This window comes from Paenibacillus sp. S-12, assembly GCF_030363895.1.
Classification (GTDB): domain Bacteria; phylum Bacillota; class Bacilli; order Paenibacillales; family Paenibacillaceae; genus Paenibacillus_B; species Paenibacillus_B alvei.
The window spans coordinates 275,444-298,160 of record NZ_JASIUF010000022.1 but is presented as its reverse complement, the minus strand read 5'-3'; the positions used below and the strand labels follow the sequence as shown (position 1 = coordinate 298,160).

The following is a 22,717-nucleotide window of genomic DNA, read 5'->3' as shown; positions in this document are numbered from 1 at the left end:
CCTTTTTGTTTAGAAGATCAGTACCTACTGTCTAGTGCCTAGTGCCCTCCAATCAGATGATGGTCGCCCCGCAAGTCCCCTTTTGCGACCGTGGGCGATGAGTCGGCGCCGGACAAAGCTGCTTGCTGATAACCGAAAAACAATGCAAAAACCAAAAAGGCGCTCGCTATCTTCCGCATTCTCCTCCTCCTTTCGTCCTACCTTTTTGTTATTCACTGTTGCTAACTCAACGATAACACGGTTCGAATCCGAGCGATAAATAAGGATAGTTATATTGTGTTCCAATCATGTGAATCCGACCGGAAACTGTACTGCATCAGTCGAAAAGTATAAAAATCATTACCGAAAATCCATTAAAATGTGACTCTATCTTCCGAAAATAGAATTGGGGGCAATGCAATTCTTGCGGCGGGATGTCAAACTTATCTTCTCCACATCTTAGATACCAAGTGAAGTCGGCAAAGGGGAGATCATGTGGTGTATACGTTGAATGCAAGCGAAATCGGGAAAATTATTAAAGAATTGCGCCTAAGGCGAGGATTGAGTCAACAGGCGTTGGCGAAAGGAATTTGTACGCAGCCTCATATCAGCAACATTGAAAATGGCAGAGAAATGCCGTCTGGCTTTATTTTGTATTTATTGTCAAAAAAACTAAGAGTCAATGTGAAATATTTGTTTGATAGTCACAATGATTCCAATATACCCTATAAAAATAATATTAAATTTATTGTCCACTCGTTTATTCAAGAAAATGATTTCGATCAAGTCATAAAGATACTGGACGAAGAAAGCCATCTTTTTAAAGCACCCGAAGATCAACAATTCCTCCTTTGGGCAAAAGCCATATCACATTACTACTCTTATAAGGACTTTCATTTCAGCTTCATGCTGCTCAAAACGGCGTTAAGAAAAACGTGCAAATGTTTGAAGTTTTGTTCGGAACAGGAACTTACGATTATGAATAGCATCAGCATTTTATTATCTGAATCCGGTCAGAATCGCAAGGCACTCCGCATTTTGAAATGGACATACCGCCACATTCATCGGCATTACTATATCGAAGACAGGACACTTCCTATCAAAAACATCTACGCGCTTGCACGCTCATTATCGAGAAATCATGATTATCACGCCTGTATACACTATTGCAGCCAAGGAATTGAACAATGCTTGAAATATAATTCTCTCTATCTTTTTGGTGAACTGTATTATGAAAAAGGGTTGAATCACTATTTTTTACATCAGCATCAAGCGGCATTAGAGGATTTCGAGCAAGCCATTATGCTGTTTAAACTCAAGAAACAATACAACTTCCAGCGTTTTGTAGAAATGAAAATAAAGGAGTTCAAGCTTGGGGTGCATTGTAACCAGGATAGAAAGGAAGGGGAATTCACTCCGTTATAGTACAATGGGGAGAGGAACTAATGGAGGTGATAGTATGATTTATAATCTGGAAGATTTGCAGAAAGCGCATCAGGCGGGGAAGAAGATCAAATACTTATTTTTCTGGGGACATACGCCTCCAGCAGATGGAAGCATCAATCAGAGCTGCTTCAGCCAGTGGTGGAACTCTAGCTTTACGATAGACGGCCATAAATATCGCTGTACTGAGCAGTACATGATGGCAGAAAAAGCGCGGCTGTTCGGCGATGACGAGATGCTGGAAGCCATTATGAATGCGAAGCACCCGAAACAAATGAAAGCCTTCGGGCGGGCCGTAAAACGCTTTGATAACGACGTATGGAATCGTGAATGCTATGATATCGTGAAGCGGGGCAATCTTGCAAAGTTTTCGCAAAACGAGGGGCTGTGTGCATTTATAAAAGGCACTAAGCAGCGTATTTTGGTAGAAGCGAGCCCCGTTGATCGGATATGGGGGATTGGCATGGCGAAGGATCATCCTGACGTGGAGAACCCGATGAAATGGCGGGGCACCAACCTGCTAGGCTTCGCCTTGACTGAGGTGAGGGATCAGTTGTTAGCGAATGAAACCAAATAAAGACCAAGCTGAATTGGCTGCCCCAACGATTCATGTACGATTCGAAGGGCAGCCTCTCAGCCTATCTGCTATTTAGTTAATGATTGCGATTCATTCCAATCTCCCCCTCTTTCATTTAAACCCGGTCAAGGCCGATCCAGACTGCATGAAATACTTCTGTCCGAAGAAATAGAGAGCGATCATCGGCAGCGTCATAATGGTGGAGGCAGCCATAAGCTTCTCCCACTGTGCGCCGTGGTCTTGCTGGAAGCCCTGCAGGCCGAGCGTAATGGTCCATTTTGCTGAATCATTCAAATAAATAAGCGGCCCCATAAAATCTACATACGACCAGACGAAGGAGAATAAGGCTACCGTCACGAGCGCAGGCTTCAAAATCGGCAAAATGATGCGGATATAAATCCGGATTTCAGAAGCACCATCTATCTTGGCGGCCTCGGATAACTCTGTGGGTACCCCCATGAGAAATTGGCGCAGAAGGAAGATAAAGAAGGGAGCCCCGAAGAAGGCGCCGATCGTCAGCGGCAATATCGTGTTTACCCACCCAAGCTTCGTGAAAATGATGTATTGCGGGATAAGCTGCACCTGAGCGGGCAAAATCATGGTGGCGACAACGATGGAGAAGATGATACCGCGCCCTTTCCATGGAATTCTGGATATCGAATAGGCGACGAGCGGCGCGGCGAATAATTGTCCGACAATATTAATGGCGCAGATGAGGAGTGTATTCGTCATATAGCGGGCGAAAGGGATTGTCTCCAACGCTGCAGCATAGTTGGACCATTGAAAGGTGTCGGGCAAGAGACTGGGCGGAAGCTGGAAAATCTCGTCTGGCGTTTTCAACGAGGTCATGACCAGCCATAAGAACGGAAACAGAAACAAAATGGAAAACAGAATCAGCACGGCATGCGACAAAATGGATTTCCGAAGCTTCGAGGCTATATTAGTCACCTCCGTAATAGACCCATCGTGCCGAGGTCTTCAAGAGTACGAATGTAATGAGCAGTACGATGATGAATAGAATCCAGGCAAGGGCAGAGGCGTAGCCCATTTTCAAGTAAACGAATGCTTCCTGATACAAATTGACCGCATAGAACAGCAAGGATTGATCTGGCCCGCCGAGCGATTTCCCCCCATCTACCTTCCCCCCAGCCAGAATGTACGATTCTGTAAAAATCTGAAACGATCCTATCAACCCCATAATGAGCTGGAACAAGATGATCGGCGAGAGTCCCGGAATCGTAATGTTCCAAAATCGATGCCACCAGTTGGCTCCATCGACTTGAGCCGCTTCGTAATACTGCTTTGGAACGCCCTGAAGGGCAGCGAGGAAGATGAGGGCCCCTGCCCCGGTTCCCCATAAGCTCATTAAAATTAAAGAAGGCTTCGTATATTGCGGATCCAGCAGCCAAGCGGGGTCGGGAAGGCCTAGGGAGCGCAGAATCGTGTTCATTAAGCCGAAATCAGGGTTCAGCATCCACGTCCACAAGAGGGCGCTGGCAACGATCGGAATGACAGACGGCAAGTAAAAGATCGTCCGGTAATAATTAATTCCCTTCACCTTCGTGTTCAGAAGCAGCGCGATCATTAGGGATACAATGAGCGTGATGGGTACGGATATAAAGGTCATGAACAGTGTATTGCCAAGTGAACGATAAAAGCTCTCGTCTGCGAAAATGTGCTCATAGTTGCGCAGGCCAACCCACTGCGGGGAACGGAACAGATCATACTCGGTCAGACTGAAGTACAAGGAGCCGAAGAATGGATAGACAGTAAAGGCTAGAAAACCAATAATCCAAGGCGACGCAAATGCCAGACCGAGAAAGAAGACATGCCGCTCTTTCTTCGTCCAGCCTGTTTTCTTTTGTTGCGGGACAACGACTGGGGAGATGTTCATCATAAGTACCCTCCCAACGGCTTCTATTTGACGAGTGGCTGAATCTTGTCTTTCACCTTCTTCAAACCTTCCTCCATACTGACAGTTCCCCTTAAAATTGCGTCAACCTGTACTGCGAACTCGGCAATGTACTCATTGGCGAAGGAAGTAGCGGGGAAGGAATGCAGGTTTTTGCTTGTAGAGTAGTCTAGGAACTCTTTGAATCCAGGTACGTCATGATAGACCGGATCCTTCAGCGCGGACAGTCTCGTTGGCAGGTTCCCAATCGCAGCGGTGAACTCGGCCATCTGCTGCGGCTCCGTCATCCATTTCAGGAACTTCCATGAAGCGTCTGGGTGCTTTACACCCTTCGGAATATAGAACACGCTCGTCGTGACATTGCCGGGGTTCTTCCGCTCAGAATGCTTTTCATCATATGGAATGGGAGCAATACCGTAGTTCAAATTCGGAGCGAACTGCTTAATGAAGGTCGGCAGCCATTCGCCGTCGATCGTCATCGCGTACTTGCCGGAGAAGAATGGATTTTGGGCGGACATATATTGTCCGAGACCGGAAGAGAAGCGATCCAGATTAGCTGAGCCGTATTGATCCCAAATGCCCTTGGACAGTTCGAGAGCTGATTTGACACCAGGGTTGTCGGGTGTAACCTGCTTTGCAGCTTCATCATAGAACGAACCGTTGTACGCATTGGCGAAGGTGTACGTGTCCATTCCCGGCCATAGTCCAAGCCGCTGCAGCCGTCCTCCATTCTCCACGATACTGAGTGCCTTAATATACGCCTTGAGCTGACTAATCGTCTCTGGCGGGCCATTAAAGCCGGCTTCCTTTAAGATATCCTTATTATAGAACAGCATCGTGACGTGCATGGCAATGGGAAAGGCATAGGTTTTGCCCTCATGTTGCGAGATGCTGAGCGCGGCAGGAACAAAGTCTTTCAGATCGACACTGTCCTTGGAAATATAATCGTCAAGCGGCATCATCGCGCCACGAAGCCCCCAAGGCACGACATTTTGCCCAAATTGAGAGGCGATATCGGGAGGATTGCCGCCTGTAATTGCAGTGAGCTGCTTCTGATAGTCGCTTTGAGACAGCCCTTTTACCTGAATATCAGAGTTGGAGGCATTCCACTTGGCAATCAGCTTTTCCAGTGCAGCGGCCTCCGGCCCGGTCCACCCATACCAGAAGCTGAGCTCTACCTTATCTTTGGAGTCCGAATTGCCAGTCGATCCTCCTTCACCGGATGTGCTTCCCCCGGAGCAGCCAGCAAGCAAGGAGAACGCAACAATCAGTGCAAGGCACCACTTCATTGGCTTTCTTTTCATGCTTATTCCCCCTCAACACTCAGAAATGGGTATTATCGACACCGATTATACAGTTTTAGATTCGAAGGCAGTCTACTTGTGATAAGCAATACCGTGTATTCAAAGTAGTCGTCAATTCCCTCCTTATTCGTGTGAAGTATCCCCATGGTAGCATGTATGCGCTTTATTTTATTTCAAATTTGTGTGTAAAAGTGGGATTATCGTATGCGTGCATGGCTCTTGCTGGATCGCTTGCTTGCGGTAGGAGGTAGGGGAAATGCCGGTGTATTTCTTGAACATGCGGCAGAAGTAGGACAGTTCGTTGAATCCGATCGCATAGCAGACATCCGTAACGGACAATTCGGGCTGCTTCAGCATGGTAAGAGCATGGAACATGCGAAGGTCTGCCAGGTAACGATTGAACGTCTTGCCCGTCCACGTCTTGAATACACTGCAAAAGGTAGACCGCGACAAATTCGACAAGGAACACAGAGTATTCAAATGCAAATCCTCGTGATAGGCGGAATGGATATAATCAATAACCCCTGTCATAATCGATCTGTATTTCTCCTCCTTCTCAAATCCTGCTTGCACAACGTCTTTGTTAATTTCTCTTACGAGAATGGAGAGGAGAAGAAGTAAATGGGATTTCAACACCAATTGAAAAAAAGGAGAACGCCGTTGATATTCAGCGAGCATTTCCTTGAGTACGTTGAGTACGCGAATCTCCGCAACGTGTCCGAGCGTAATCTTCGATTGCATGCTGTCATCCCGGCGAAGGAAATATTCCAGGTAGGCAACGTCAAAAAAGAGAGGAGCCACCGGTTTTTCTTCAAAGCGTTCGTTAATAAAAGAAGGCATAAACTCGCAGCCATAGACTTCAATGTCTTGATCGGGAGGTATTTCAATCCGGTGCACGGTGAATGGGGAAATTACAAATATATCACCCTTTCCAATATCGAATCGTCGATTGCTGACAGTATGTTGGAAATTCCCCTTTGCCACATACCAAATTTGAAAATAGTCGTGACAATGGTGGGTTAAGCTGTGCTGTCTGAGCAGCTTGTACATTTTGCAGGGAACATCCTCGAGCATCTCCATCTTGGAGGTGAAATAAATGATGCCTGAACGAGCCCATTTGCCAATTTCGGCTGTTTTCCACTGGATATCCAATGTGATCACTCCTGTTCATCTTGTAAATGAGAAAGCCTAACTCACTCACACTATACGATATTGACGGAGGATAACCGCAAGTTAGACATGATAGACAAATATCCTCCCGCAGAAGAGGTGCAGGAGGATTGGTTACCTTACTGTAGTATATTCGCTTGATCGTCAGAACTTAGGCCCCGATTTTCGGGCTATAGGGTTTGCCCACTGTCTACCGTGATGATTTGTCCCGTCATGGCTTCCTGTTCTAGGACGGAGCAAATGAATTGTGCGATATCCTCCGATGTTGAGAGGTGCTGCAGCAATAGATTCGGGGCGAGCTGCTGCATTCGCTCCTCCTGTCCGCGCCACCATCTGGTCGCTACTGCACCGGGCGCGACACAATTGACTCGAATGGCAGGCGCTAGTGCGCGTGCCAGCGATTTGGTCAGTCCATGGACAGCCGACTTGGATACCGCGTAGGGGAGCGAGGAACCGAGCCCTGTCTGTCCGGCAATACTGCCAACGTTGACGATTGCGCCATTCTGCGTCTGCTTCATGTAAGGAGCAACGGCCCGAGCACAATAGAACATCCCTTTTACATTAACGTTAAAAAGCTCATCCCATACCGCATCCGTTGCGGCATCCAGATCCTCTATCGGTATATGCTTCGTAATGCCCGCATTGTTTACAAGCACGTCAATCGTGCCGAAGGCATGCACGATCTGGTTCACCATCATCTTAACTTCGTGATCCCGTGAAATATCTGCTTGAACAGCCATGGCGCGACCGCCGTTGGCTTGAATGCTCCGTACCGTTTCTTCCGCATCGGCTGCGGATCGGGAATAGTTGATCGCTACGAATGCCCCCCGCTTTGATAATTCGATCGCGGTCGCCCTGCCAATTCCAGTACCCCCGCCTGTCACCAATGCTACCTTATGCTTCAAGTCCATGCTTACGCCCTCCCGTTCCCTTTCTTTATCTGTTCATATTCATTGTACTGAGCTCGTATGTATTTGTATAATTGAATGTAATAAAGATATTGTTCAATTAAAATGAATTGATGAGTAGGGATTCCTGGTGGACATCAAAACCTTAAAAACATTCCAATGTATCGTAAAATCAGGCAGCTTTATCCGAGCGGCAGAGGAAATGAACTATGCACAATCGACGATCACGATGCAAATACAGAAGCTGGAGAAGGAAATCGGCGCACAGCTTTTTGATCGCGGGAAGGCGATTCATCTGACAGAAGCAGGCAGGCTGTTCTACGAGCAAAGTCTGGAAATCGTACACCGTATAGAGCAACTGCAAAGCAATATCGCGGATATGAGTAACGGAGAAGCCGGATCTGTTCGAATCGGCGTAACAGAACCTACAGCAAGCAGTCGCTTGCCCTACAGATTAGCGGAATTCATGGGCGACCATCCACAAATTCGTATCGCTGTTGAGATCGCCAGCACCCCTGCATTGGTAGAGCAATTGCTTCACAGCGATCTCGATTTTGCGATATGCTCGTCGCCTGAGGTAGGCACCGATCTGCATTTTGAGCCACTCTTTCTTGAAACATTTGCCATGCTGCTGCCAGAACATCATCCGCTAGCATCGCATGACATCATTCAGCCAGCAGACTTGGAGGGAAATCGCCTATTGATAACCGCAGATGCTTGTCCCTATCGGAAGAAGCTCGATTTTATCCTGCAGGACATGGGGCAGATCGGCATAGACACGATGGAGATTGGGAGCATGGGTGCACTGAAGCATTATGTGCAAAGCGGGCTAGGCATTGCCTTCGTGCCGGAGATCATGATAGATTCTGCGCCATTAGGCACAGTGGTGCGCACAATGGAAGGAGCCTCGGTCGATATGCTGACCGGCATGCTTTGCAGAGTGCAGCCGCATCGAATGAGTTTGGCCGCCGCGAAGTTATATCATTTTTTAAAGAGGTCGCTTCATTTGAACGGACACTGACACGATGCAAGTTTCAATTACGGGCCTTCTTAATGTTAACGAACGTGCTTGTGTTATTGTTTTAAAGCTAATATTTATTGACAAACGATAATTCAATCTCTACAATGAGGAAATTCTTTTGTTCAATGGGTGTTCTATATTTTTGTTGTATGTGTACGACATGTTTTTGGATGCACTGACCATCGTTCCGATGGTGGTTGTGTCATTCCTTGCACTCGCTATTGGTTTTTTGAGCCTGACCTTGGCTCAGCTATTTGAGGAGGCGACAAGAATCAAAGAAGAAAACGATCAAACGATATAAAGTGGGGTTATCATTGTGGCAATTCGAGTTAATCTGGATGTAATGATGGCCAAGCGAAAGATGAGCTCTACCGAGCTCTCCAGAAGATTAGATATTACGATGGCCAATCTTTCGATATTAAAAACGAACAAGGCGAAAGCGATTCGCTTCTCGACATTGGATGCCTTATGCAGCATCTTAGAATGCCAGCCCGGCGATATTTTAGAGTATGTAGAAGAGGAAGGGGATCACGCAGATCGTTCTCTCACATAAGAAAATATCGCGATTCGTCTGTAACCCAAGAGATTGTATCAAGAAAAATGCGAAAAGCAATCAACTATCCCAATAAGAACGCGGGAGCCGGTTGATTGCTTTTTTTCTATTCAGGCACTGTTATAATTGTAACGCCCTTCATAACATTGGCGGGGTTATCCTTGTTATACAGCCAATAGGCAGGCGTGTCGGCGATATGCTGAAGCCGCAGACAGAATTCTGTCAGTGGCAGCCTGTCAGAGTGAATAATCAGCCTATTTCCGTCCACGGTAATGGTTTCCGGGGGAAGAGGAAGCTCTCCCTTGCCCGTCACGATGCTCACACTGCCCGGACGCTTCGCAGAAGCCTCATCAATCCGCTTTTGAAAGGATACGACGGCCTTGTCGCGCTCGGGTCTGCTGACCGCAGTAGGGACAGGGGCTTCATCGTACATATATTTGCCGAGGTGATATTCGTAAGCGGTCCAAGTAGAGAACCCCATATCCTGGGCTACTTCGCCAAATTCAAGATACCAGTTCCGATCCTTCACCATTGAGAGCGTGGAGCCAATATCGGCCTGAACTCCTAGCGGGATGTCCGGGTGGACGGCTCGAATCTGATCCACAAAATTTTGATAGCTGCGAATATACTGCGGCGGCAGCTTGCTCTGGGGCTTCATCCAATCCGGCCAATGCGTCTGCAGGAAATGCAGATCAGGATGGACGGCTGTAATCATCGCGGCGGCATCGAGACCTTGCAGCTCGCGCAGCTTGGCAACAGAGTCAGGGCCTGCGTCTATCGCTAAGGACCAGGTTGCCACGAGAATATCGCATCTGGCTTCTCGAACCCCGCCTTTTCCGTTCATCAACTCATTCAAGAAGCTGTTCACCGCATTGACCCGAAATTCAACCCAATCTCGATATAATGCTGTATTGGTCAAATAATAATCGGGATCGCGCGGGTCGGTGAAGTTCGGAATACGCGGGTGTCCGTACTGTTCCTTGAACGCCGCTTGCGCCAGCGGGCCGACATCCCCGTACACGCCTCTTCGGATTCCGTCCCATTCAGGGAAATACGGCTCTGCTACCTCGATCCCGTCAAATGGATAGTCGCGTACCAATTGAGCAAGCTTTTGCTTTTTCCACTGGACATAATCCTTGTTATGCGGCGAGAAGCGGTAATAACCATCGTTCACTGGCTTCAGCAGCTCCATTTGCCAGCTCGGCCATTCCGGAGGGAAGCCTTCTACGGAGTAGGAGCCATTGCCGAGTACGAGTGCCCATACGTACAAGCCCCTTTGCTGGAAAGCCTCAATCAGCTCGCGGTTAACGTTATTTTCGTTTACGACGAAATAATGGACGCCCACATAGCCATTCTGAACCATTTCATCAGCGATGCTGGCCGTTGAGCGATCCTGATAATAACGGAATGTCGGATCGACCTGTATGGTGGGACCCGCAAGCGCGGAAGCGTGGTGTTTATTGGCGTTGTTTTTGCACAAATGCTTATGATGCTTGGTTGTGCTAGATTCCGCGGAAGACAGCAAGAAGGGAGGAGATATGTGAACCTCACGAGATCCGGGCGAACCGAATAAGCGAAATGTACGAAATGAAAACATAGCAATACCTCCTATATGTGCCGCTTCTTGCTGCCTCTGTTTCATTGTGATCGAGTTCCCATAAAGAATGGGTTCAGTTAGGAATTGTTATACCGAATCGGCCTTAGAAATGCAAATGGTTCGCTCTTCCCATCTGCTGATTACGAATGAACGGCAGCGCACGGCAGCTCAATCCATTCATACGGCCGCTGCATCGCTTTCATACCATTTTCAATAATAGAAATAATGGCGATAGTGTGCTCAGACGGTACCGTTGCATGGCCTGATTCGAAAAAAGCTACTAAATCGCGCATAAACAGCTGGAAAAAATCCGATTCCGGTTTCAAAATGCGGCAGCTTCCGGAGCGGTACTTCACTGCCAGCGTAAATGGGCATTCGTCGCCAAGGTGGCGAATCGTCGCTTGTCTGCCGCCCCCAAACTCGATAAGCAGGGCAGGAGCTGTTTCAGTTCCGATCGACATTACTCGCTTCGCATCCGCACCCATAAGCGATACGATCGGTTCGATCTGGTGAATGGAATAGTTCTCGAACGCGCCTGGCCCCAAGCTGGAAATAACCTCAATGCCTTCACGCTCGGCATCGGCATATTCCGTTGCATAACGCAGTGCGGATGAGGAATACAGTGGTGTTCCATGCTGAGCCGCCCGTTTGAATAGACGCTGCGCTGCTGCTTGGTCAGGAGTGAATGTCTTGTCAATGTAAGTCGGCTTGCCCGAAGCCAGCGGCAACTGAGCCAGCGCTTCATGCTGCTCTGGGTTATCAGGGGAGAGCACAATCAAGCAGTCGCTTTTCTCAACGACTTCTTCTATGGAATCGAGCAGTTGCACGCCATGCTTGTCGGCCCATGCACTGTTGCTCAGTCCATGCTCAGAATCCTTCACGCCATAGGCATATGCCACTTCCATGTTTCCGCCGGATGCATTGCGAATCCACGCTGGATAGTTGTTGGCGTGCCATTCATCTAAATAAAAATCGATAAATCCGATTTTCTTCATGCGAATGTTCCTTCCTTGGCGAATGAGATTTCCTTGCCTTGTTCGGACGAATCATAAATTGCTTGCAGCATTTTTGCCGTCACGATGACGGTATCGATGTGGGATGACAGCTTCTCACCAGACTTGATACAGGAAATAAAGCTGTCAATTTCGTTCTGGAACATATCTGTCTTAGTGAACTTCGGTGTGCTCTCCAGTAAGGCGCCGTGCTTTGCGCTGTAAATCGTGAAGTCTGCACCGTACTGCAAACGGATGCCGGCCTTGTCGCCGAGGAAGTCGATGTACATCTCGTCCACGCCGATATTTTGCGCCCATGCGCCATTGACGGTAATGGATGGGCCAGTGGTTCTGATCATTGCGGTTACGAAGTCATCGACATCATACTTTCCGTTATAGTTAGGTGGCCCTGCCCACATATTGAGATAGGAGTAGTTCTCCATATCCTTGCCCAGCTTGCAATACGTTTGCCCAGTTACCGTCTGCGGCTCCGGATCGCCTGTGCAGTACATGACGATATCAAGAAAATGTACGCCCCAGTCAATAAGCGCACCGCCGCCTGCGACAGACTTATTGGTGAAGTCCCCGCCCAAGCCCGGGATTGAGCGCTGTGAACGGAAGCTGACATAGACGTGGTACAAATCGCCCAAATCGCCGTCAGCGATCATTTTCTTTATAATATTTACTCCTGTGTTGAAGCGGTTGACGACCCCAATATTCAGCGTCACGCCTGTCTCATGCTGAACCTTCTGCATCTCCAGTGCTTCTGTGTACGTTCTGGCAGCCGGTTTCTCACAGAGCACGTGCTTGCCTGCACGCATGCAATCGATCGCGATGGAGGCGTGGCAATCGTTCGGGGTACAGATGGACACGGCTGCGACTTCAGGATCATTCAAAATGAGATGATAGTCCTCAATGGCTTCTCCGCATTCGTATTTCTCAACAGCCTGCTCTGCACGCTCCTTGCGAATATCGCAGAAGTACTTAATTTCGACTTCTGGATTCGCCATGTAAGATGGGATGTGGGCACTATTTGCAATCGTTCCGCAGCCGATAACGGCGACAATCGTTTTACTCATTTCAATCCCTCCAATGATTAGGGTCTGTATAGGACAGAGCCAGTTTCCAATTCAGTATGGTGCTTCGGTAACAAGTACCCTCATGGTAGCATGTATGCGCTTTAATTAATTTGACTTTCGTATATAAAATTGGGATTATTGTTCGATTTTTGAGTGCGGATGGAAGGGGGCGGCAGGCATTTTGGGTAGGGGATGAACAAAGGATAGCCATGCAAGCTCATGCCTCAACCCAAACAATTCGCATATTTTACAAATTACGAACAAATCCCATATATAGTGGAATCTATGGAGGTTATCCCATATACTTAGAGCTTACCTGCATAAAAAATAGAAGAAATGGAGATATGGAAAATGTCTAATTTGCCTAAATGTCCTGCCTGCCAGTCGGAATATACGTATGAGGATCGCAATATGTTGGTGTGCCCGGAATGCGGGCATGAATGGTCTGCAAATGAAGGAGCGGGCAGCAGCGAGGATCAGAAAGTCGTAAAGGATGCGAACGGCAACATATTGAACGATGGCGATTCCGTATCCGTCATTAAGGATTTGAAGGTAAAGGGCAGCTCGTCCGTTATTAAAATCGGAACTAAAGTGAAGAATATCCGCCTTGTGGATGGCGACCATGATATTGATTGTAAAATTGATGGCTTTGGCGCGATGAAGCTGAAGTCTGAATTCGTCAAAAAAATATAAGCTAGCCCAAGTTAAAACCCACCTAGACCGTGTGTCGAAGGTGGGTTTTATTGCAGCTTCGGGTTAGAGGCCCAGTCCAGTCTTGCATAGCGAATGGTATGTTCATGCTGGAACCGTTGTTCTGGCTGTGTTAGCTTTCCGTCATGACACCGCCATTGACATGGAGAACCTGACCTGTGACATAAGAGGAGTCATCGGAAGCCAAATAAATATAAGTCGGCGCCAGTTCGAATGGCTGGCCTGCGCGTTTCATCGGGGTGTCGCGTCCAAAGGTCGAGACGTAATCGGCTGAGTAGCTGGATACGGTAAGCGGCGTCCATATCGGTCCTGGAGCGACAGCGTTGACGCGTATGCCTTTATCGACAAGCTGTAATGACAATGAACGTGTAAAGGATACGACGGCTCCTTTCGTGGAGGAGTAGTCAACAAGCAGCGGGGCGCCGGCATATGCGGTTACGGAAGCGGTAGAGATGATGGAGCTTCCCGGCTGTAGGTAAGGCAGGGCGGCCCTGGTTAAATAGAACATCGGGAATATGTTCGTGCGGAACGTATTTTCTAGCTGTTCGTCCGAAATGCAGAGCAAACTCTCCTGAGGGAACTGAACGCCCTGGTTCAGCACGAGCACATCGAGCCGACCGTAGTGTTCAATTGTTCTGCGAATGACCTCCTTGCAGTATGCTGGTTGACGGAGATCGACTTCGAGCAGCAGGCATCGCGCTCCATAGCTTTCCACCATTTGACGGGTTGCTTCCGCATCTGAACGCTCGTATAGATAGGCGATCGCAACATTTGCCCCTTCCTTGGCGAAGCCGATGGCAACGGCACGTCCGATGCCGCTGTCACCACCAGTAATAATCGCTATCTTGCCCGCCAACTTGCCGCTGCCCTTATAGCCTGGATTATCGGATATCGGCTGCGGGCACATCAAATATTCAAGTCCTGGCTGCACATTCTGATGCTGGGGTGGGAAGGGAAGTGGCAATTGGCGGCATTGCGTTTCATAGCTGTAATAAGGAATCATGGGAATCATGACAAGATCCTCCTGTGACTTTGTAAGCTTACAGGCAGGATATTCGCCTACTCCCAGATTGGTGACCTTTCGGCAAGGTGAAGGGCTGGAAGGGGAATTTGGTGTTGATTAGAGCAAGAACACGGAAAAAACGGAAACTTTCAAATAATGGATATGCCCAAAAGGGGGCCTTCATGGGCCTGTCAGGAAAGGAAATGCTATAATGCTATGTAGAACAACAGGTTGAGGTGGCAATTATGGCAACGGCAATTTCCTTCTTTGCAGGTGCTGGTGGACTCGATACAGGCATCCATCAGGCAGGCTTCGATATTCGATTATCACTTGAAATAGAACCTATATTTTGCGAGACGCTTCGGGCGAACTATCCGGATATGAATGTGGTTGAAGGCGATATCTCGGACTATTCTCGGGAGCGCATCTATCGAGAGGCGGGTTTGGATGAGGGGCAGGACATTGATCTCATGTTCGGCGGCAGTCCTTGTCAATCATTCAGCACAGCAGGCAAAAGGCAGGCATTCGAGGATCCCCGCGGCCATGCAATGCTGAAGTTCGCGCAACTGGTGGAGGAAGCCCGTCCCAAGGTATTCCTATTGGAAAATGTGCGCGGACTGCTGTCTGCTTCCTTAAAGCATAGACCGCTGCGTCAGCGGAGAGAGGAGCATTCCCCGCTTGAGCCGGAAGAGATGCCAGGCAGCGCGCTTGCACATTTGCTCCAATATTTTCATGAATATCATGTGACCTATGAGCTGCTGAAAGCGGCTGATTATGGCGTTCCTCAGTCTAGGGAGCGGGTATTCTTCGTTGGCGTGCGCAAGGACTTGAATGCTTCGTTCGCGTTTCCTGCCAAGACACATGATGCTGAAGGCCGAGATGGACTGCCAAGATGGGTAACGCTTGGAGATGTGTTGCGCGACATGGAAGTGGAGGAGCATCATTATCCTCGGTATTCACCGGAAAGATTGTATTATATGCGCATGATTCCGCAGGGTGGAGGGAACTGGCGGAGCTTGCCTGAGCAATTCGTCGAACTGGCGATGGGGGGAGCCTATGAGTCAGGCGGAGGAAAGGTAGGCTTTTATCGGCGCCTATGGGTCGATCGGCCAGCCCCAACGCTGCTGACCTCCCCCATTCAGAAGAGCACGAACCTCGGTCACCCGTATGAGGATCGTCCGATAAGCATTGAAGAATATATTGCCCTGCAGCAGTTCCCGAGTGAATACCAAGTAGCAGGAACCTTGTCTCAGAAGTATACACAGATTGGCAATGCGGTGCCTGTCCGTCTGGCAAAAGTGCTGGGCAATGCGATTATGGAACTGCTTGAGCGAATTACAAAAACACAGGAAACGAATACGATGGAAGCAGTGGCCAGCAAGTAGTGTGGTTCAGATACAAGGTGCAGGGATCATCCCTGCCCTTTTTTTGTACAGCCATACGTATGGAAAAATGGGGAGAATCACCTTTCGTAGTTAGGACGTTAAGCTGTTTACATAAATAAACCAGTTGTCAATATAGGCTGAATGACATGCATATGATACAATGTACAAAACCAATAATTGGAGGGGGCTATTCATTGATCGGTCGCAGTGGAAATCCAACGCTTAACGAAGAAACATTTGCAAATCAGGGTCATTATGAAGGTCAAGAAAGAATGACGATTGGCGGTACCGTCAATAAATCGTTCATGGCGCTGGCGCTGCTCGTAGGAGCGGCAGTCGTATCATGGACAATGTTCACGAATGGATACAATATGAATCCTTATATGATAGGCGGAGTAATTGGAGGTGCGATTTTAGCGCTCATTATCAGCTTTGTTCCGACAACGGCTCCATTCTTGACACCTATTTACGCGATTGCGAAGGGGCTTTTCCTAGGCGCGATTTCGGCAATGTTCGAGGCAAAGACAGAAGGAATTACTATTCAGGCAGTTCTGCTGACGATGTGCATATTTATGGGCATGCTGCTGGTGTACAGACTGGGTCTGATCAAGGCGACATCGGGATTCCGCCGGGGCATCATTACAGCGACTGCAGGGGTTGCCCTTGTTTACTTGTTTAGCTTTGTTTTAGGATTTTTCGGCATTACCGTGCCGTATTTGCATGACAGCACGCCGATAGGTATTGGAATTTCGGTCGTCATCATTATCATTGCAGCATTGAATTTCATTCTTGACTTCAACTTAATTGAAGAAGGCGCAGAGCATGGCGCTCCGAAATATATGGAGTGGTATGGCGCATTCGGCTTACTCGTCACACTTGTATGGCTGTACATTGAGATTATCCGTTTGCTTGCCAAAATCGCTAACCGAGATTAAGAATCAAATGATGGCATCATTTCAAGCCCGCCCTCTTCTGAGGAGGGCTTGTTTTATTTTAGTCAGGCATCATTATCGGTAATCAGTATACCGTTAATCAGTCCATTACAACCTCTAAGGTAGCAAGAAAGGTGAGGGCCTTAGCGTATATTTCAATGTTTGGGTTTTTAAAATGTTGTTTCTCCAGAAGTTCCAGACCCAAACCACCGCAATCTATAACCTTCTCTATATCGTTGGCGGGCTTTTTCGATAAATGAATCATTTTCAAAATGTATATATCCAGCTAAGTATAATGCCTTTAAATAGTCATTAAATTCTTCCTTGCCTGGAATCATATCTTCTTTATCTATTCCCCAAAAAATATCCAGTTCAATTAATAACAGTTTTGTTCCTACTTGTACGGTTCCACCCGACATATATATTTGATCTTCTGAATTAAGAATAAGATTACATCCATCTGAGTATGTACAATCTTTGTAAAATTCTATTTTTTCATCTGGAGACTCAAGGGTAAGAAGCTTTTCTACGCCGTCACTGTTACGGAATTGATAGGCTGTAACGGCAGTATGAAAATCTGCACAGGGGTCGTTTTTTAAGTCAGCAAATCGATTTACGTCTACTTGTGTTGCTGTGTATTGTTTAATTAATCTTTCATTGATCTGTTCCAGTGTAAAAGGATTGGGGATATTTAGGGTTAGGTATTTTTCATATAGTTGATTCATATCGGGTTGCATATAGAATCTCCCTCTTGTTTTAAATTAGGAAACTAGAGCCTTTTTTATTTAAAAACTGGTTCTGTCCATAAATTTTGTAAAAACCCTTTTCAAGGGGGAAAGCTCAAAAATGAATACAAGCGCTGACTACAAGTTTACGTCCGTATTCCACCGCTAGCATCAATATGTTTTCCTTCTTTAGATTCTGTACCATAGAAGATATGACCGACTGTTCTTTCATAATCATGGTAATGCCAATAGTAGAAAGTTCCTTTATATCCGGTTTTACTGTGTTCTTCGGCTGCAGTAGCTCTTCCACTAAAAGATTCAGCTAATTTTCTGGCAGCTTCTTTGCTTGGAGTCCAAACATTGTGATACTTCTTTGCCTTTAACCATTTCTTAGCTTCTTCCAATGTTAGCGGTTTTCCAATATAAAGCTTCGATTGAGCTACAGCAGTAAAGTAAAGCGGTTTATCTTTCTTTTTGCTCGAGCTTAATGCATCTGCTATATCTGTAACAAGAGTATAAGCCTCGTTACCTATGTAGGCAAGAGCAGCTGCTGCACCAAGCCATTTTAAAAGCTCTCCAATTCCTAATCCTATCCAAGGAAGTGCCGGTACAAATCTTTTTTGTCTTTGAAACACATCGTTACTAGCATCATCAAAAAATTGTGATTGATGATACGTTGATTGAGTTTGCTGCACTTGCATGAAATGGTCTGGGTGTGCACTCAAAGCATAGGTTTGTGATGTTGTAATGAAAAATAGCAAAAACGCAAGAACCATCGAGGTAGTACGCATTATTTTTTTCATTTTCCACTTCCCTTTCTAGATCATAGCCCTAGTTTCCGTGTTAAATAATACCATAAAAAAGTAGAATTTGGAAGTATAAAACCTAAATTTAGAAGTAAAACCAACCGGGGATGTGAATCCCAAACTATGTATTTGTAGCCATACAGTCCCTTACCTAACGGAAGTCGGTTTGTAATCCTTTTTGTCTTGGATTTCAATTTACTAGATTTAAAGACAGATAGAACTATCCGTAAGATCGAAGACGCTTTTTGAGCTTGGCGGCTCAAGCATCTTCTTCATTCAGAAAAATATATAAGGGGTATTGTACCCTTTTTCTAAGCGTAAAATGGAATATCCCATAGTGGTATCGAATCTACAACATTAACCACACGAATATATCCGATGCTTTCGCATATTCATTCCTACTAACTACATCTGACATGATATCCCCATGATTCTGAGACGTATTTCCTTCTCAACATTCCGTAAGCGCTTTAATTACAGAGATTCTATCCCTTTCACATTTCTCAGAGCGGTGACTCCGTAACATTGCACGTTTATTTTTTGATTATGGCAAGGAGGTGAGCGCTGCTCCAACGGCTATGAAATAGGTATTTGTGATCATTCAAAAGAGAGTTATACCAGACAACAATCCAATGCCTCATTTCGCTGGCTCCAAGACACGCAGAAGCTCGAATGGTGGGGTTATGCCATTTTTTTAGGTTTGGACAAATTTGAACATGCGGGAGTGTTATGAAATGAAAAAAAGCTTAATGTTGTTATTGATTATCGCCCTGATGGGTATGCTGGCCTTGGCTGGCTGCGTCAGCAAAGAAGCAGATAAGCCTGCTGAGCCGGCGAAGGATCAGACACAGACAGCAACACCGCAGGAGCCTGCCAAAGAGGAGAAGGCCGAAGAATTCTCCATGGTTATTCGCCACATCAACGTTCGTGACACTGCCAAAGCAACGTTGAAGCAGTTGGAGGATGTTGCAGCAAAGACGGAACAGGAAGTACCAGGTTTGAAATTCAAGTTGGATGGGGTAGAGGACACAGTAAACCGTGACGTGAAGCTGAAGGCGGAAATGTCCGCAGGCACACAGCCTCCGATCTTCAATCTGTTCGGCGGTGATGATACAGTGAAATACGCCAAAGCTGGCCGTTTGCTCGAACTTAATGGAATTTTGGATGAGCTTGGTTTGAAGGATGCATTTTTCAACTTAAGAGAATTTACAGTGGATGGCAAAATTTATGGACTTCCTGAAGCCGGATTTATCGAAGGCTTTTTCTATAATCAAAAGCTGTTCAAGGATGCAGGTGTTGAAGTTCCTAAGACATGGGACGATCTGTTGAAGGTATGTGATGCATTGAAAGCTAAAGGCATTACACCAATCGCTATGGGTTCAGGAGCAGGCGATGGCTGGTCAGCCAACATGCTTGTAAACTCTTTGTTCGTCGGCTTGGGTGGGCCAGAGCTACAAGAAGGCTTCATATCCGGGAAAACAAAATGGACGGATCCAGCGATTGTCGAAACTTTTAAGCGCATTCAAGATTTGAAAAATAACGGCTACATTGATCCGAACGTGCTTGGCCTCAAGTATCCACAAGGTCAAGCAAACTTCTACACGGGCAAGGCTGCGATGCTGTTCGATGGCAGTTGGGCAGCGAATGCAATTACAGGGGAAACCTCTACAGTAAAGGATGTGGCTGGATTCTTCCGTATGCCTGATGTAGGCGGCCCTGGCGACGGCTTGATCAATGGCGGCTGGTCGAATGGCTATGGCTTCTCCGCTACACTGAAGGACAATGAGCTGAAAGCCGTTAAAGCATTCATTAAAAATTTATATACGATCGAGGAACAAAAACGCAGCCTCGTTGAATCCAGCCGCATTCCTGCAATGAAGGGGGTGAGCGGCGTAGAGGGCACTTCTGAACTGGTGAAGGCGCTTGGCGAAGCGCAAGGATCTGCGAAAGGGGCATTCCCGGCATTCGATGCACTTGTGCAGAAGAGTGTAAAGGTAACGCTGGAGCAAACCGTACAAGAGGTGCTTGGCGGCAAGCTCGCGCCTGAGAAGGCAGCCGAGCGTATGCAGCAAGCACAAGAAAAGGGCAATCAGGAAGGGAAATAGTCTCGTCGTATTGCATAGCTGGGAGCCGCAGCATCGCTGTGGTTCCCCTTTCATAGGGTAGATGCGTACATGCTTGTTGGGCAGGATTTTCCTTACATTTTGTCCCGGTTATGGCCCCACGCTCACCGGACAATGGGAGATGTGAATCATGAACAAGATATTCCGGAATCGTGTCGCTTTCTTTCTATTTGTTGTGCCGGCGCTGGCACTCTACATTACGTTCTATTTAGTGCCTTTATTCAAGTCTCTTCAATATTCCGTAACGAGTTGGGACGGCATTACAGAGCCTGTCTATAACGGATTCGACAACTTCGCCAAGGCATTATCAGATGAAAAGTTCTGGATCGCGTTCAAGAACAATATTTATTTTGTTCTGTTCTCGGTATGCATTCAAGTACCGATTATTGTATTCGTGTCCATATTGGTCAGCGGCGTGAGAAGGATGCTTGATTTTTATAAGCTGACGGTTTTTATGCCGAGTATTCTCTCAACCGCCTCAATTGCGGTTATTTGGCAATTTATTTATTCTCCGGATGCGGGGCTGCTGAATCAAATTTTGAAAGCAGTCGGTCTCGAATCGTGGACGAGGTTGTGGCTGGGCGATGATAATACCGCGATGCTGGCTGTGCTCGTGACCAATGCTTGGCAGTGGACGGGATTTTACATTGTCCTTGTGCTGGCAGGCATTTTCGCGATACCGAAGGAAATGCTGGAGGCCGGGGAAATTGACGGAGCAGTCGGCTGGCGCAAGGCATGGCTGCTGACGATCCCATTGATTCGTCCGGTCATTGTGGTAACCATGCTGCTCTCCATCACGGGTGCCATGAAGGCGCTTGATATTGTACTCATTATGACCAACGGCGGGCCGTTCGGCAGCTCTGAGGTTATGGCGACGTACATGTATCAGCAGGCTTATGCGCTTGGCGATTTCGGTTATGCGAATGCCATTGCGATCATCATTACGGTATTTACTGCAATTCTCTCGCTTATTTACCATATCATTAACAAGAAGACGTCGAAGGAGGCGGAATACTAATGAAGGCTTATCGATCCAAGCGTATTCTGTCCCATGTCGTGCTTCTTATCTATGTGGTTATCGTTATATTCCCTTTATTGTTCGTTATGCTTTCCTCCTTTAAAGACAATACAGAGATATTTAATAACCCCTGGGGATTTCCGGCAAGGTTAAGCTGGGACAATTATGATAATGCCTTGTCAAGTGCGCACATCGGACGGTATTTCGTGAACAGCTTATATATTAGTGTGATCGCGACAACAGCAACCATACTCCTCTCTACAGCTATTGCGTATGCAGTTATACGAATGAGGTTCCCGTCCTTGAGCAAGCTGGTCATGGGGCTCCTGCTCTTGTCGATCCTAATACCGCCTGCGTCGCTGCTTGTTCCGTTGTATATCATGATCAAGGACTTCGGTATTTACAACACGCCGTTCGCCTTGATGATTCCGTACGCGGCCTTCGGCATCCCGTTAACTACATTCGTTATTGCTGCCTTTCTAAAATCGATCCCGACAGAGCTTGAAGAAGCAGGGGTTATGGACGGCTTATCCACATACGGATTGCTGGGCCGTATTATTATCCCGTTAACGATGCCAACCCTTGTTACCGTATTTATTTTGAATTTCATCGGCCACTGGAACGAGTACATTATGGCGAACCTGTTCCTGTCCGATCAGGAGCTGCGCACGCTGCCGGTTGCGGTTGTTTCCTTTGCCGACAAGTTCAATATGAACTATGGGGCGCTTACTGCGGCCATTACGATTAGTGTTGTTCCGGTCGTCGTCATTTACGGAATTTTGCAAAAGCAGATTATTGAAGGGGTCACAGCAGGAAGTGTAAAGGGATAAACGAAACGATTTAAGAACAATGGATCAGTCACTAGAGACTGGGCTGTTCTCCGCTTGTAGAGGACAGCCTTTGTTGCATGCATTTGCAAGTGATTGAACGACATGGATGTGTTTTACTGTGAAAGGATTATCATGTGCTTGAACGAATTGCAATGTAGGAGGGACAGCCCTTGCGCACAAAAAGCCTACCTTTAAGGTAGGCCTCGCTGGATATTTGGATTTTTGTGATTATGTGCAGGCTAGTTTAGAGATATTGCTCCACTGCGACTGCGAATCAAGTTTAATGTAGGAGCCCCCTCGGTAAGAACGAGCTTTTCTTCTGCATCGCGCGCTTCTTGGTTAGGCTCAACCACGTACCGATAATTCACGGCGTGTTCAAGTAAATAAGGCTCTTCCCCGTGAACGTAATCCAGATATCGCGCTCGCAAATTTGAGGCTTGCTCCACGTAAATAACCTTGTACATCCGGTTGTCCAACTGCTTCGTAAGGAATACAAATATGCCGATTTCTTCAGGAATGAGTTCTGCCGATTCGGGTGTAAACGGCAGAACTCGTGACCAATCCGCCATTCCCAGCACCTCCATTTTTCATTGAATATAGGACAAGGCATCTCTATCTCTCATGTTTCATTTTCGCCTGCAAGTGACAA

24 protein-coding genes are annotated in these 22,717 nt (G+C 47.0%); 11 read left to right on the top strand and 13 right to left on the bottom strand.

All coding sequences use genetic code 11. The features are described from left to right. Window positions 1-38: 38 nt before the first annotated feature. Entirely contained in the window at window positions 39-179 is a 141-nt protein-coding gene (locus tag NO352_RS21340) for a hypothetical protein (RefSeq protein ID WP_163979549.1), read from the bottom strand. Window positions 180-477: 298 nt separating this feature from the next. On the opposite strand from NO352_RS21340, the gene NO352_RS21335 reads away from it, so the two are divergent. Beyond that, window positions 478-1,404: a helix-turn-helix domain-containing protein gene (locus tag NO352_RS21335; protein WP_268623082.1), complete on the top strand. Its 927-nt coding sequence runs from the start codon at window positions 478-480 to the stop codon at window positions 1,402-1,404. Window positions 1,405-1,438: 34 nt separating this feature from the next. After that, entirely contained in the window at window positions 1,439-1,999 is a 561-nt protein-coding gene (locus tag NO352_RS21330) for a riboflavin biosynthesis intermediates N-glycosidase (RefSeq protein ID WP_005545279.1), read from the top strand. Between the two features lie 111 nt (window positions 2,000-2,110). On the opposite strand, the gene NO352_RS21325 is transcribed toward NO352_RS21330, so the two are convergent. The 5 genes from NO352_RS21325 to NO352_RS21305 all read right to left on the bottom strand — a co-directional run bounded on the left by NO352_RS21325 (window position 2,111) and on the right by NO352_RS21305 (window position 7,296). Beyond that, the gene (locus NO352_RS21325; RefSeq protein ID WP_268599201.1) at window positions 2,111-2,938 is read right to left on the bottom strand and encodes a carbohydrate ABC transporter permease; all 828 of its coding nucleotides are present in this window, start codon (window positions 2,936-2,938) and stop codon (window positions 2,111-2,113) included. 1 nt (window position 2,939) lies between these two features. After that, window positions 2,940-3,896, bottom strand: a complete 957-nt coding sequence (locus NO352_RS21320; RefSeq protein ID WP_289356725.1) for a carbohydrate ABC transporter permease — start codon at window positions 3,894-3,896, stop codon at window positions 2,940-2,942. Between the two features lie 20 nt (window positions 3,897-3,916). Continuing rightward, window positions 3,917-5,215, bottom strand: a complete 1,299-nt coding sequence (locus NO352_RS21315) for an ABC transporter substrate-binding protein (RefSeq protein WP_289356724.1) — start codon at window positions 5,213-5,215, stop codon at window positions 3,917-3,919. Between the two features lie 168 nt (window positions 5,216-5,383). Continuing rightward, window positions 5,384-6,376, bottom strand: coding sequence for a helix-turn-helix domain-containing protein (locus NO352_RS21310; protein ID WP_289356723.1), 993 nt, complete (start codon window positions 6,374-6,376; stop codon window positions 5,384-5,386). 179 nt (window positions 6,377-6,555) lie between these two features. Then, window positions 6,556-7,296, bottom strand: a complete 741-nt coding sequence (locus tag NO352_RS21305; protein ID WP_289356722.1) for an SDR family NAD(P)-dependent oxidoreductase — start codon at window positions 7,294-7,296, stop codon at window positions 6,556-6,558. A 127-nt stretch (window positions 7,297-7,423) separates the two neighbouring features. On the opposite strand from NO352_RS21305, the gene NO352_RS21300 reads away from it, so the two are divergent. The 3 genes from NO352_RS21300 (at window position 7,424) to NO352_RS21295 (ending at window position 8,867) form a co-directional block, all read left to right on the top strand. Beyond that, the gene (locus tag NO352_RS21300) at window positions 7,424-8,314 is read left to right on the top strand and encodes a LysR family transcriptional regulator (RefSeq protein WP_289356721.1); all 891 of its coding nucleotides are present in this window, start codon (window positions 7,424-7,426) and stop codon (window positions 8,312-8,314) included. A 118-nt stretch (window positions 8,315-8,432) separates the two neighbouring features. Continuing rightward, complete coding sequence (locus tag NO352_RS25215; protein ID WP_353961276.1) at window positions 8,433-8,615, top strand: DUF2975 domain-containing protein; 183 nt, start codon at window positions 8,433-8,435, stop codon at window positions 8,613-8,615. Window positions 8,616-8,657: 42 nt separating this feature from the next. Further along, window positions 8,658-8,867, top strand: a complete 210-nt coding sequence (locus NO352_RS21295; protein ID WP_206703677.1) for a helix-turn-helix domain-containing protein — start codon at window positions 8,658-8,660, stop codon at window positions 8,865-8,867. Between the two features lie 106 nt (window positions 8,868-8,973). Here the strand turns inward: NO352_RS21295 and NO352_RS21290 are convergent, their stop codons facing one another. The 3 genes from NO352_RS21290 to NO352_RS21280 all read right to left on the bottom strand — a co-directional run bounded on the left by NO352_RS21290 (window position 8,974) and on the right by NO352_RS21280 (window position 12,535). Next, window positions 8,974-10,464: a hypothetical protein gene (locus NO352_RS21290; protein ID WP_005545264.1), complete on the bottom strand. Its 1,491-nt coding sequence runs from the start codon at window positions 10,462-10,464 to the stop codon at window positions 8,974-8,976. Window positions 10,465-10,604: 140 nt separating this feature from the next. Next, on the bottom strand, window positions 10,605-11,459 hold the full coding sequence (locus NO352_RS21285) for a Gfo/Idh/MocA family oxidoreductase (protein ID WP_289356720.1): 855 nt from the start codon (window positions 11,457-11,459) through the stop codon (window positions 10,605-10,607). Then, on the bottom strand, window positions 11,456-12,535 hold the full coding sequence (locus NO352_RS21280) for a Gfo/Idh/MocA family protein (protein ID WP_289356719.1): 1,080 nt from the start codon (window positions 12,533-12,535) through the stop codon (window positions 11,456-11,458). The genes NO352_RS21285 and NO352_RS21280 overlap by 4 nt, the downstream gene beginning before the upstream one ends. A gap of 351 nt (window positions 12,536-12,886) precedes the next feature. Here NO352_RS21280 and NO352_RS21275 point away from each other — a divergent pair, with 351 nt between their 5' ends. After that, the gene (locus tag NO352_RS21275) at window positions 12,887-13,228 is read left to right on the top strand and encodes a zinc ribbon domain-containing protein YjdM (RefSeq protein ID WP_289356718.1); all 342 of its coding nucleotides are present in this window, start codon (window positions 12,887-12,889) and stop codon (window positions 13,226-13,228) included. 130 nt (window positions 13,229-13,358) lie between these two features. Here the strand turns inward: NO352_RS21275 and NO352_RS21270 are convergent, their stop codons facing one another. Beyond that, window positions 13,359-14,258 (bottom strand): SDR family oxidoreductase, encoded by a 900-nt coding sequence (locus NO352_RS21270; RefSeq protein ID WP_005545258.1) that lies wholly within the window; start codon window positions 14,256-14,258, stop codon window positions 13,359-13,361. A gap of 236 nt (window positions 14,259-14,494) precedes the next feature. On the opposite strand from NO352_RS21270, the gene NO352_RS21265 reads away from it, so the two are divergent. Both NO352_RS21265 and NO352_RS21260 read left to right on the top strand, forming a co-directional pair. Continuing rightward, window positions 14,495-15,634 (top strand): DNA cytosine methyltransferase, encoded by a 1,140-nt coding sequence (locus NO352_RS21265; protein WP_289356717.1) that lies wholly within the window; start codon window positions 14,495-14,497, stop codon window positions 15,632-15,634. A 194-nt stretch (window positions 15,635-15,828) separates the two neighbouring features. Then, window positions 15,829-16,569, top strand: a complete 741-nt coding sequence (locus NO352_RS21260) for a Bax inhibitor-1/YccA family protein (protein ID WP_005545256.1) — start codon at window positions 15,829-15,831, stop codon at window positions 16,567-16,569. Window positions 16,570-16,736: 167 nt separating this feature from the next. Here NO352_RS21260 and NO352_RS21255 read toward each other — a convergent pair whose 3' ends face one another. After that, entirely contained in the window at window positions 16,737-17,303 is a 567-nt protein-coding gene (locus tag NO352_RS21255) for a hypothetical protein (protein WP_005545254.1), read from the bottom strand. A 134-nt stretch (window positions 17,304-17,437) separates the two neighbouring features. Continuing rightward, window positions 17,438-18,094 (bottom strand): hypothetical protein, encoded by a 657-nt coding sequence (locus NO352_RS21250; protein ID WP_268599206.1) that lies wholly within the window; start codon window positions 18,092-18,094, stop codon window positions 17,438-17,440. 737 nt (window positions 18,095-18,831) lie between these two features. On the opposite strand from NO352_RS21250, the gene NO352_RS21245 reads away from it, so the two are divergent. The 3 genes from NO352_RS21245 (at window position 18,832) to NO352_RS21235 (ending at window position 22,068) form a co-directional block, all read left to right on the top strand. After that, on the top strand, window positions 18,832-20,202 hold the full coding sequence (locus NO352_RS21245) for an extracellular solute-binding protein (RefSeq protein WP_289356716.1): 1,371 nt from the start codon (window positions 18,832-18,834) through the stop codon (window positions 20,200-20,202). Between the two features lie 148 nt (window positions 20,203-20,350). Then, complete coding sequence (locus NO352_RS21240) at window positions 20,351-21,238, top strand: carbohydrate ABC transporter permease (RefSeq protein ID WP_163977702.1); 888 nt, start codon at window positions 20,351-20,353, stop codon at window positions 21,236-21,238. Further along, the gene (locus NO352_RS21235) at window positions 21,238-22,068 is read left to right on the top strand and encodes a carbohydrate ABC transporter permease (protein ID WP_005545246.1); all 831 of its coding nucleotides are present in this window, start codon (window positions 21,238-21,240) and stop codon (window positions 22,066-22,068) included. The genes NO352_RS21240 and NO352_RS21235 overlap by 1 nt, the downstream gene beginning before the upstream one ends. A 239-nt stretch (window positions 22,069-22,307) precedes the next feature. Here NO352_RS21235 and NO352_RS21230 read toward each other — a convergent pair whose 3' ends face one another. Beyond that, window positions 22,308-22,637: a hypothetical protein gene (locus tag NO352_RS21230; protein WP_197266929.1), complete on the bottom strand. Its 330-nt coding sequence runs from the start codon at window positions 22,635-22,637 to the stop codon at window positions 22,308-22,310. Window positions 22,638-22,717 lie beyond the last annotated feature (80 nt).

Coding starts and splice junctions, on each gene's coding strand:
- NO352_RS21340 (WP_163979549.1), bottom strand. CDS start 179: ATGCGGAAGATAGCGAGCGCCTTTTTGGTTTTTGCATTGTTTTTCGGT.
- NO352_RS21330 (WP_005545279.1), top strand. CDS start 1,439: ATGATTTATAATCTGGAAGATTTGCAGAAAGCGCATCAGGCGGGGAAG.
- NO352_RS21320 (WP_289356725.1), bottom strand. CDS start 3,896: ATGATGAACATCTCCCCAGTCGTTGTCCCGCAACAAAAGAAAACAGGC.
- NO352_RS21315 (WP_289356724.1), bottom strand. CDS start 5,215: ATGAAAAGAAAGCCAATGAAGTGGTGCCTTGCACTGATTGTTGCGTTC.
- NO352_RS21305 (WP_289356722.1), bottom strand. CDS start 7,296: ATGGACTTGAAGCATAAGGTAGCATTGGTGACAGGCGGGGGTACTGGA.
- NO352_RS21295 (WP_206703677.1), top strand. CDS start 8,658: ATGATGGCCAAGCGAAAGATGAGCTCTACCGAGCTCTCCAGAAGATTA.
- NO352_RS21290 (WP_005545264.1), bottom strand. CDS start 10,464: ATGTTTTCATTTCGTACATTTCGCTTATTCGGTTCGCCCGGATCTCGT.
- NO352_RS21285 (WP_289356720.1), bottom strand. CDS start 11,459: ATGAAGAAAATCGGATTTATCGATTTTTATTTAGATGAATGGCACGCC.
- NO352_RS21280 (WP_289356719.1), bottom strand. CDS start 12,535: ATGAGTAAAACGATTGTCGCCGTTATCGGCTGCGGAACGATTGCAAAT.
- NO352_RS21275 (WP_289356718.1), top strand. CDS start 12,887: ATGTCTAATTTGCCTAAATGTCCTGCCTGCCAGTCGGAATATACGTAT.
- NO352_RS21270 (WP_005545258.1), bottom strand. CDS start 14,258: ATGATTCCCATGATTCCTTATTACAGCTATGAAACGCAATGCCGCCAA.
- NO352_RS21265 (WP_289356717.1), top strand. CDS start 14,495: ATGGCAACGGCAATTTCCTTCTTTGCAGGTGCTGGTGGACTCGATACA.
- NO352_RS21255 (WP_005545254.1), bottom strand. CDS start 17,303: ATGCAACCCGATATGAATCAACTATATGAAAAATACCTAACCCTAAAT.
- NO352_RS21250 (WP_268599206.1), bottom strand. CDS start 18,094: ATGAAAAAAATAATGCGTACTACCTCGATGGTTCTTGCGTTTTTGCTA.
- NO352_RS21245 (WP_289356716.1), top strand. CDS start 18,832: ATGAAAAAAAGCTTAATGTTGTTATTGATTATCGCCCTGATGGGTATG.
- NO352_RS21240 (WP_163977702.1), top strand. CDS start 20,351: ATGAACAAGATATTCCGGAATCGTGTCGCTTTCTTTCTATTTGTTGTG.
- NO352_RS21235 (WP_005545246.1), top strand. CDS start 21,238: ATGAAGGCTTATCGATCCAAGCGTATTCTGTCCCATGTCGTGCTTCTT.
- NO352_RS21230 (WP_197266929.1), bottom strand. CDS start 22,637: ATGGCGGATTGGTCACGAGTTCTGCCGTTTACACCCGAATCGGCAGAA.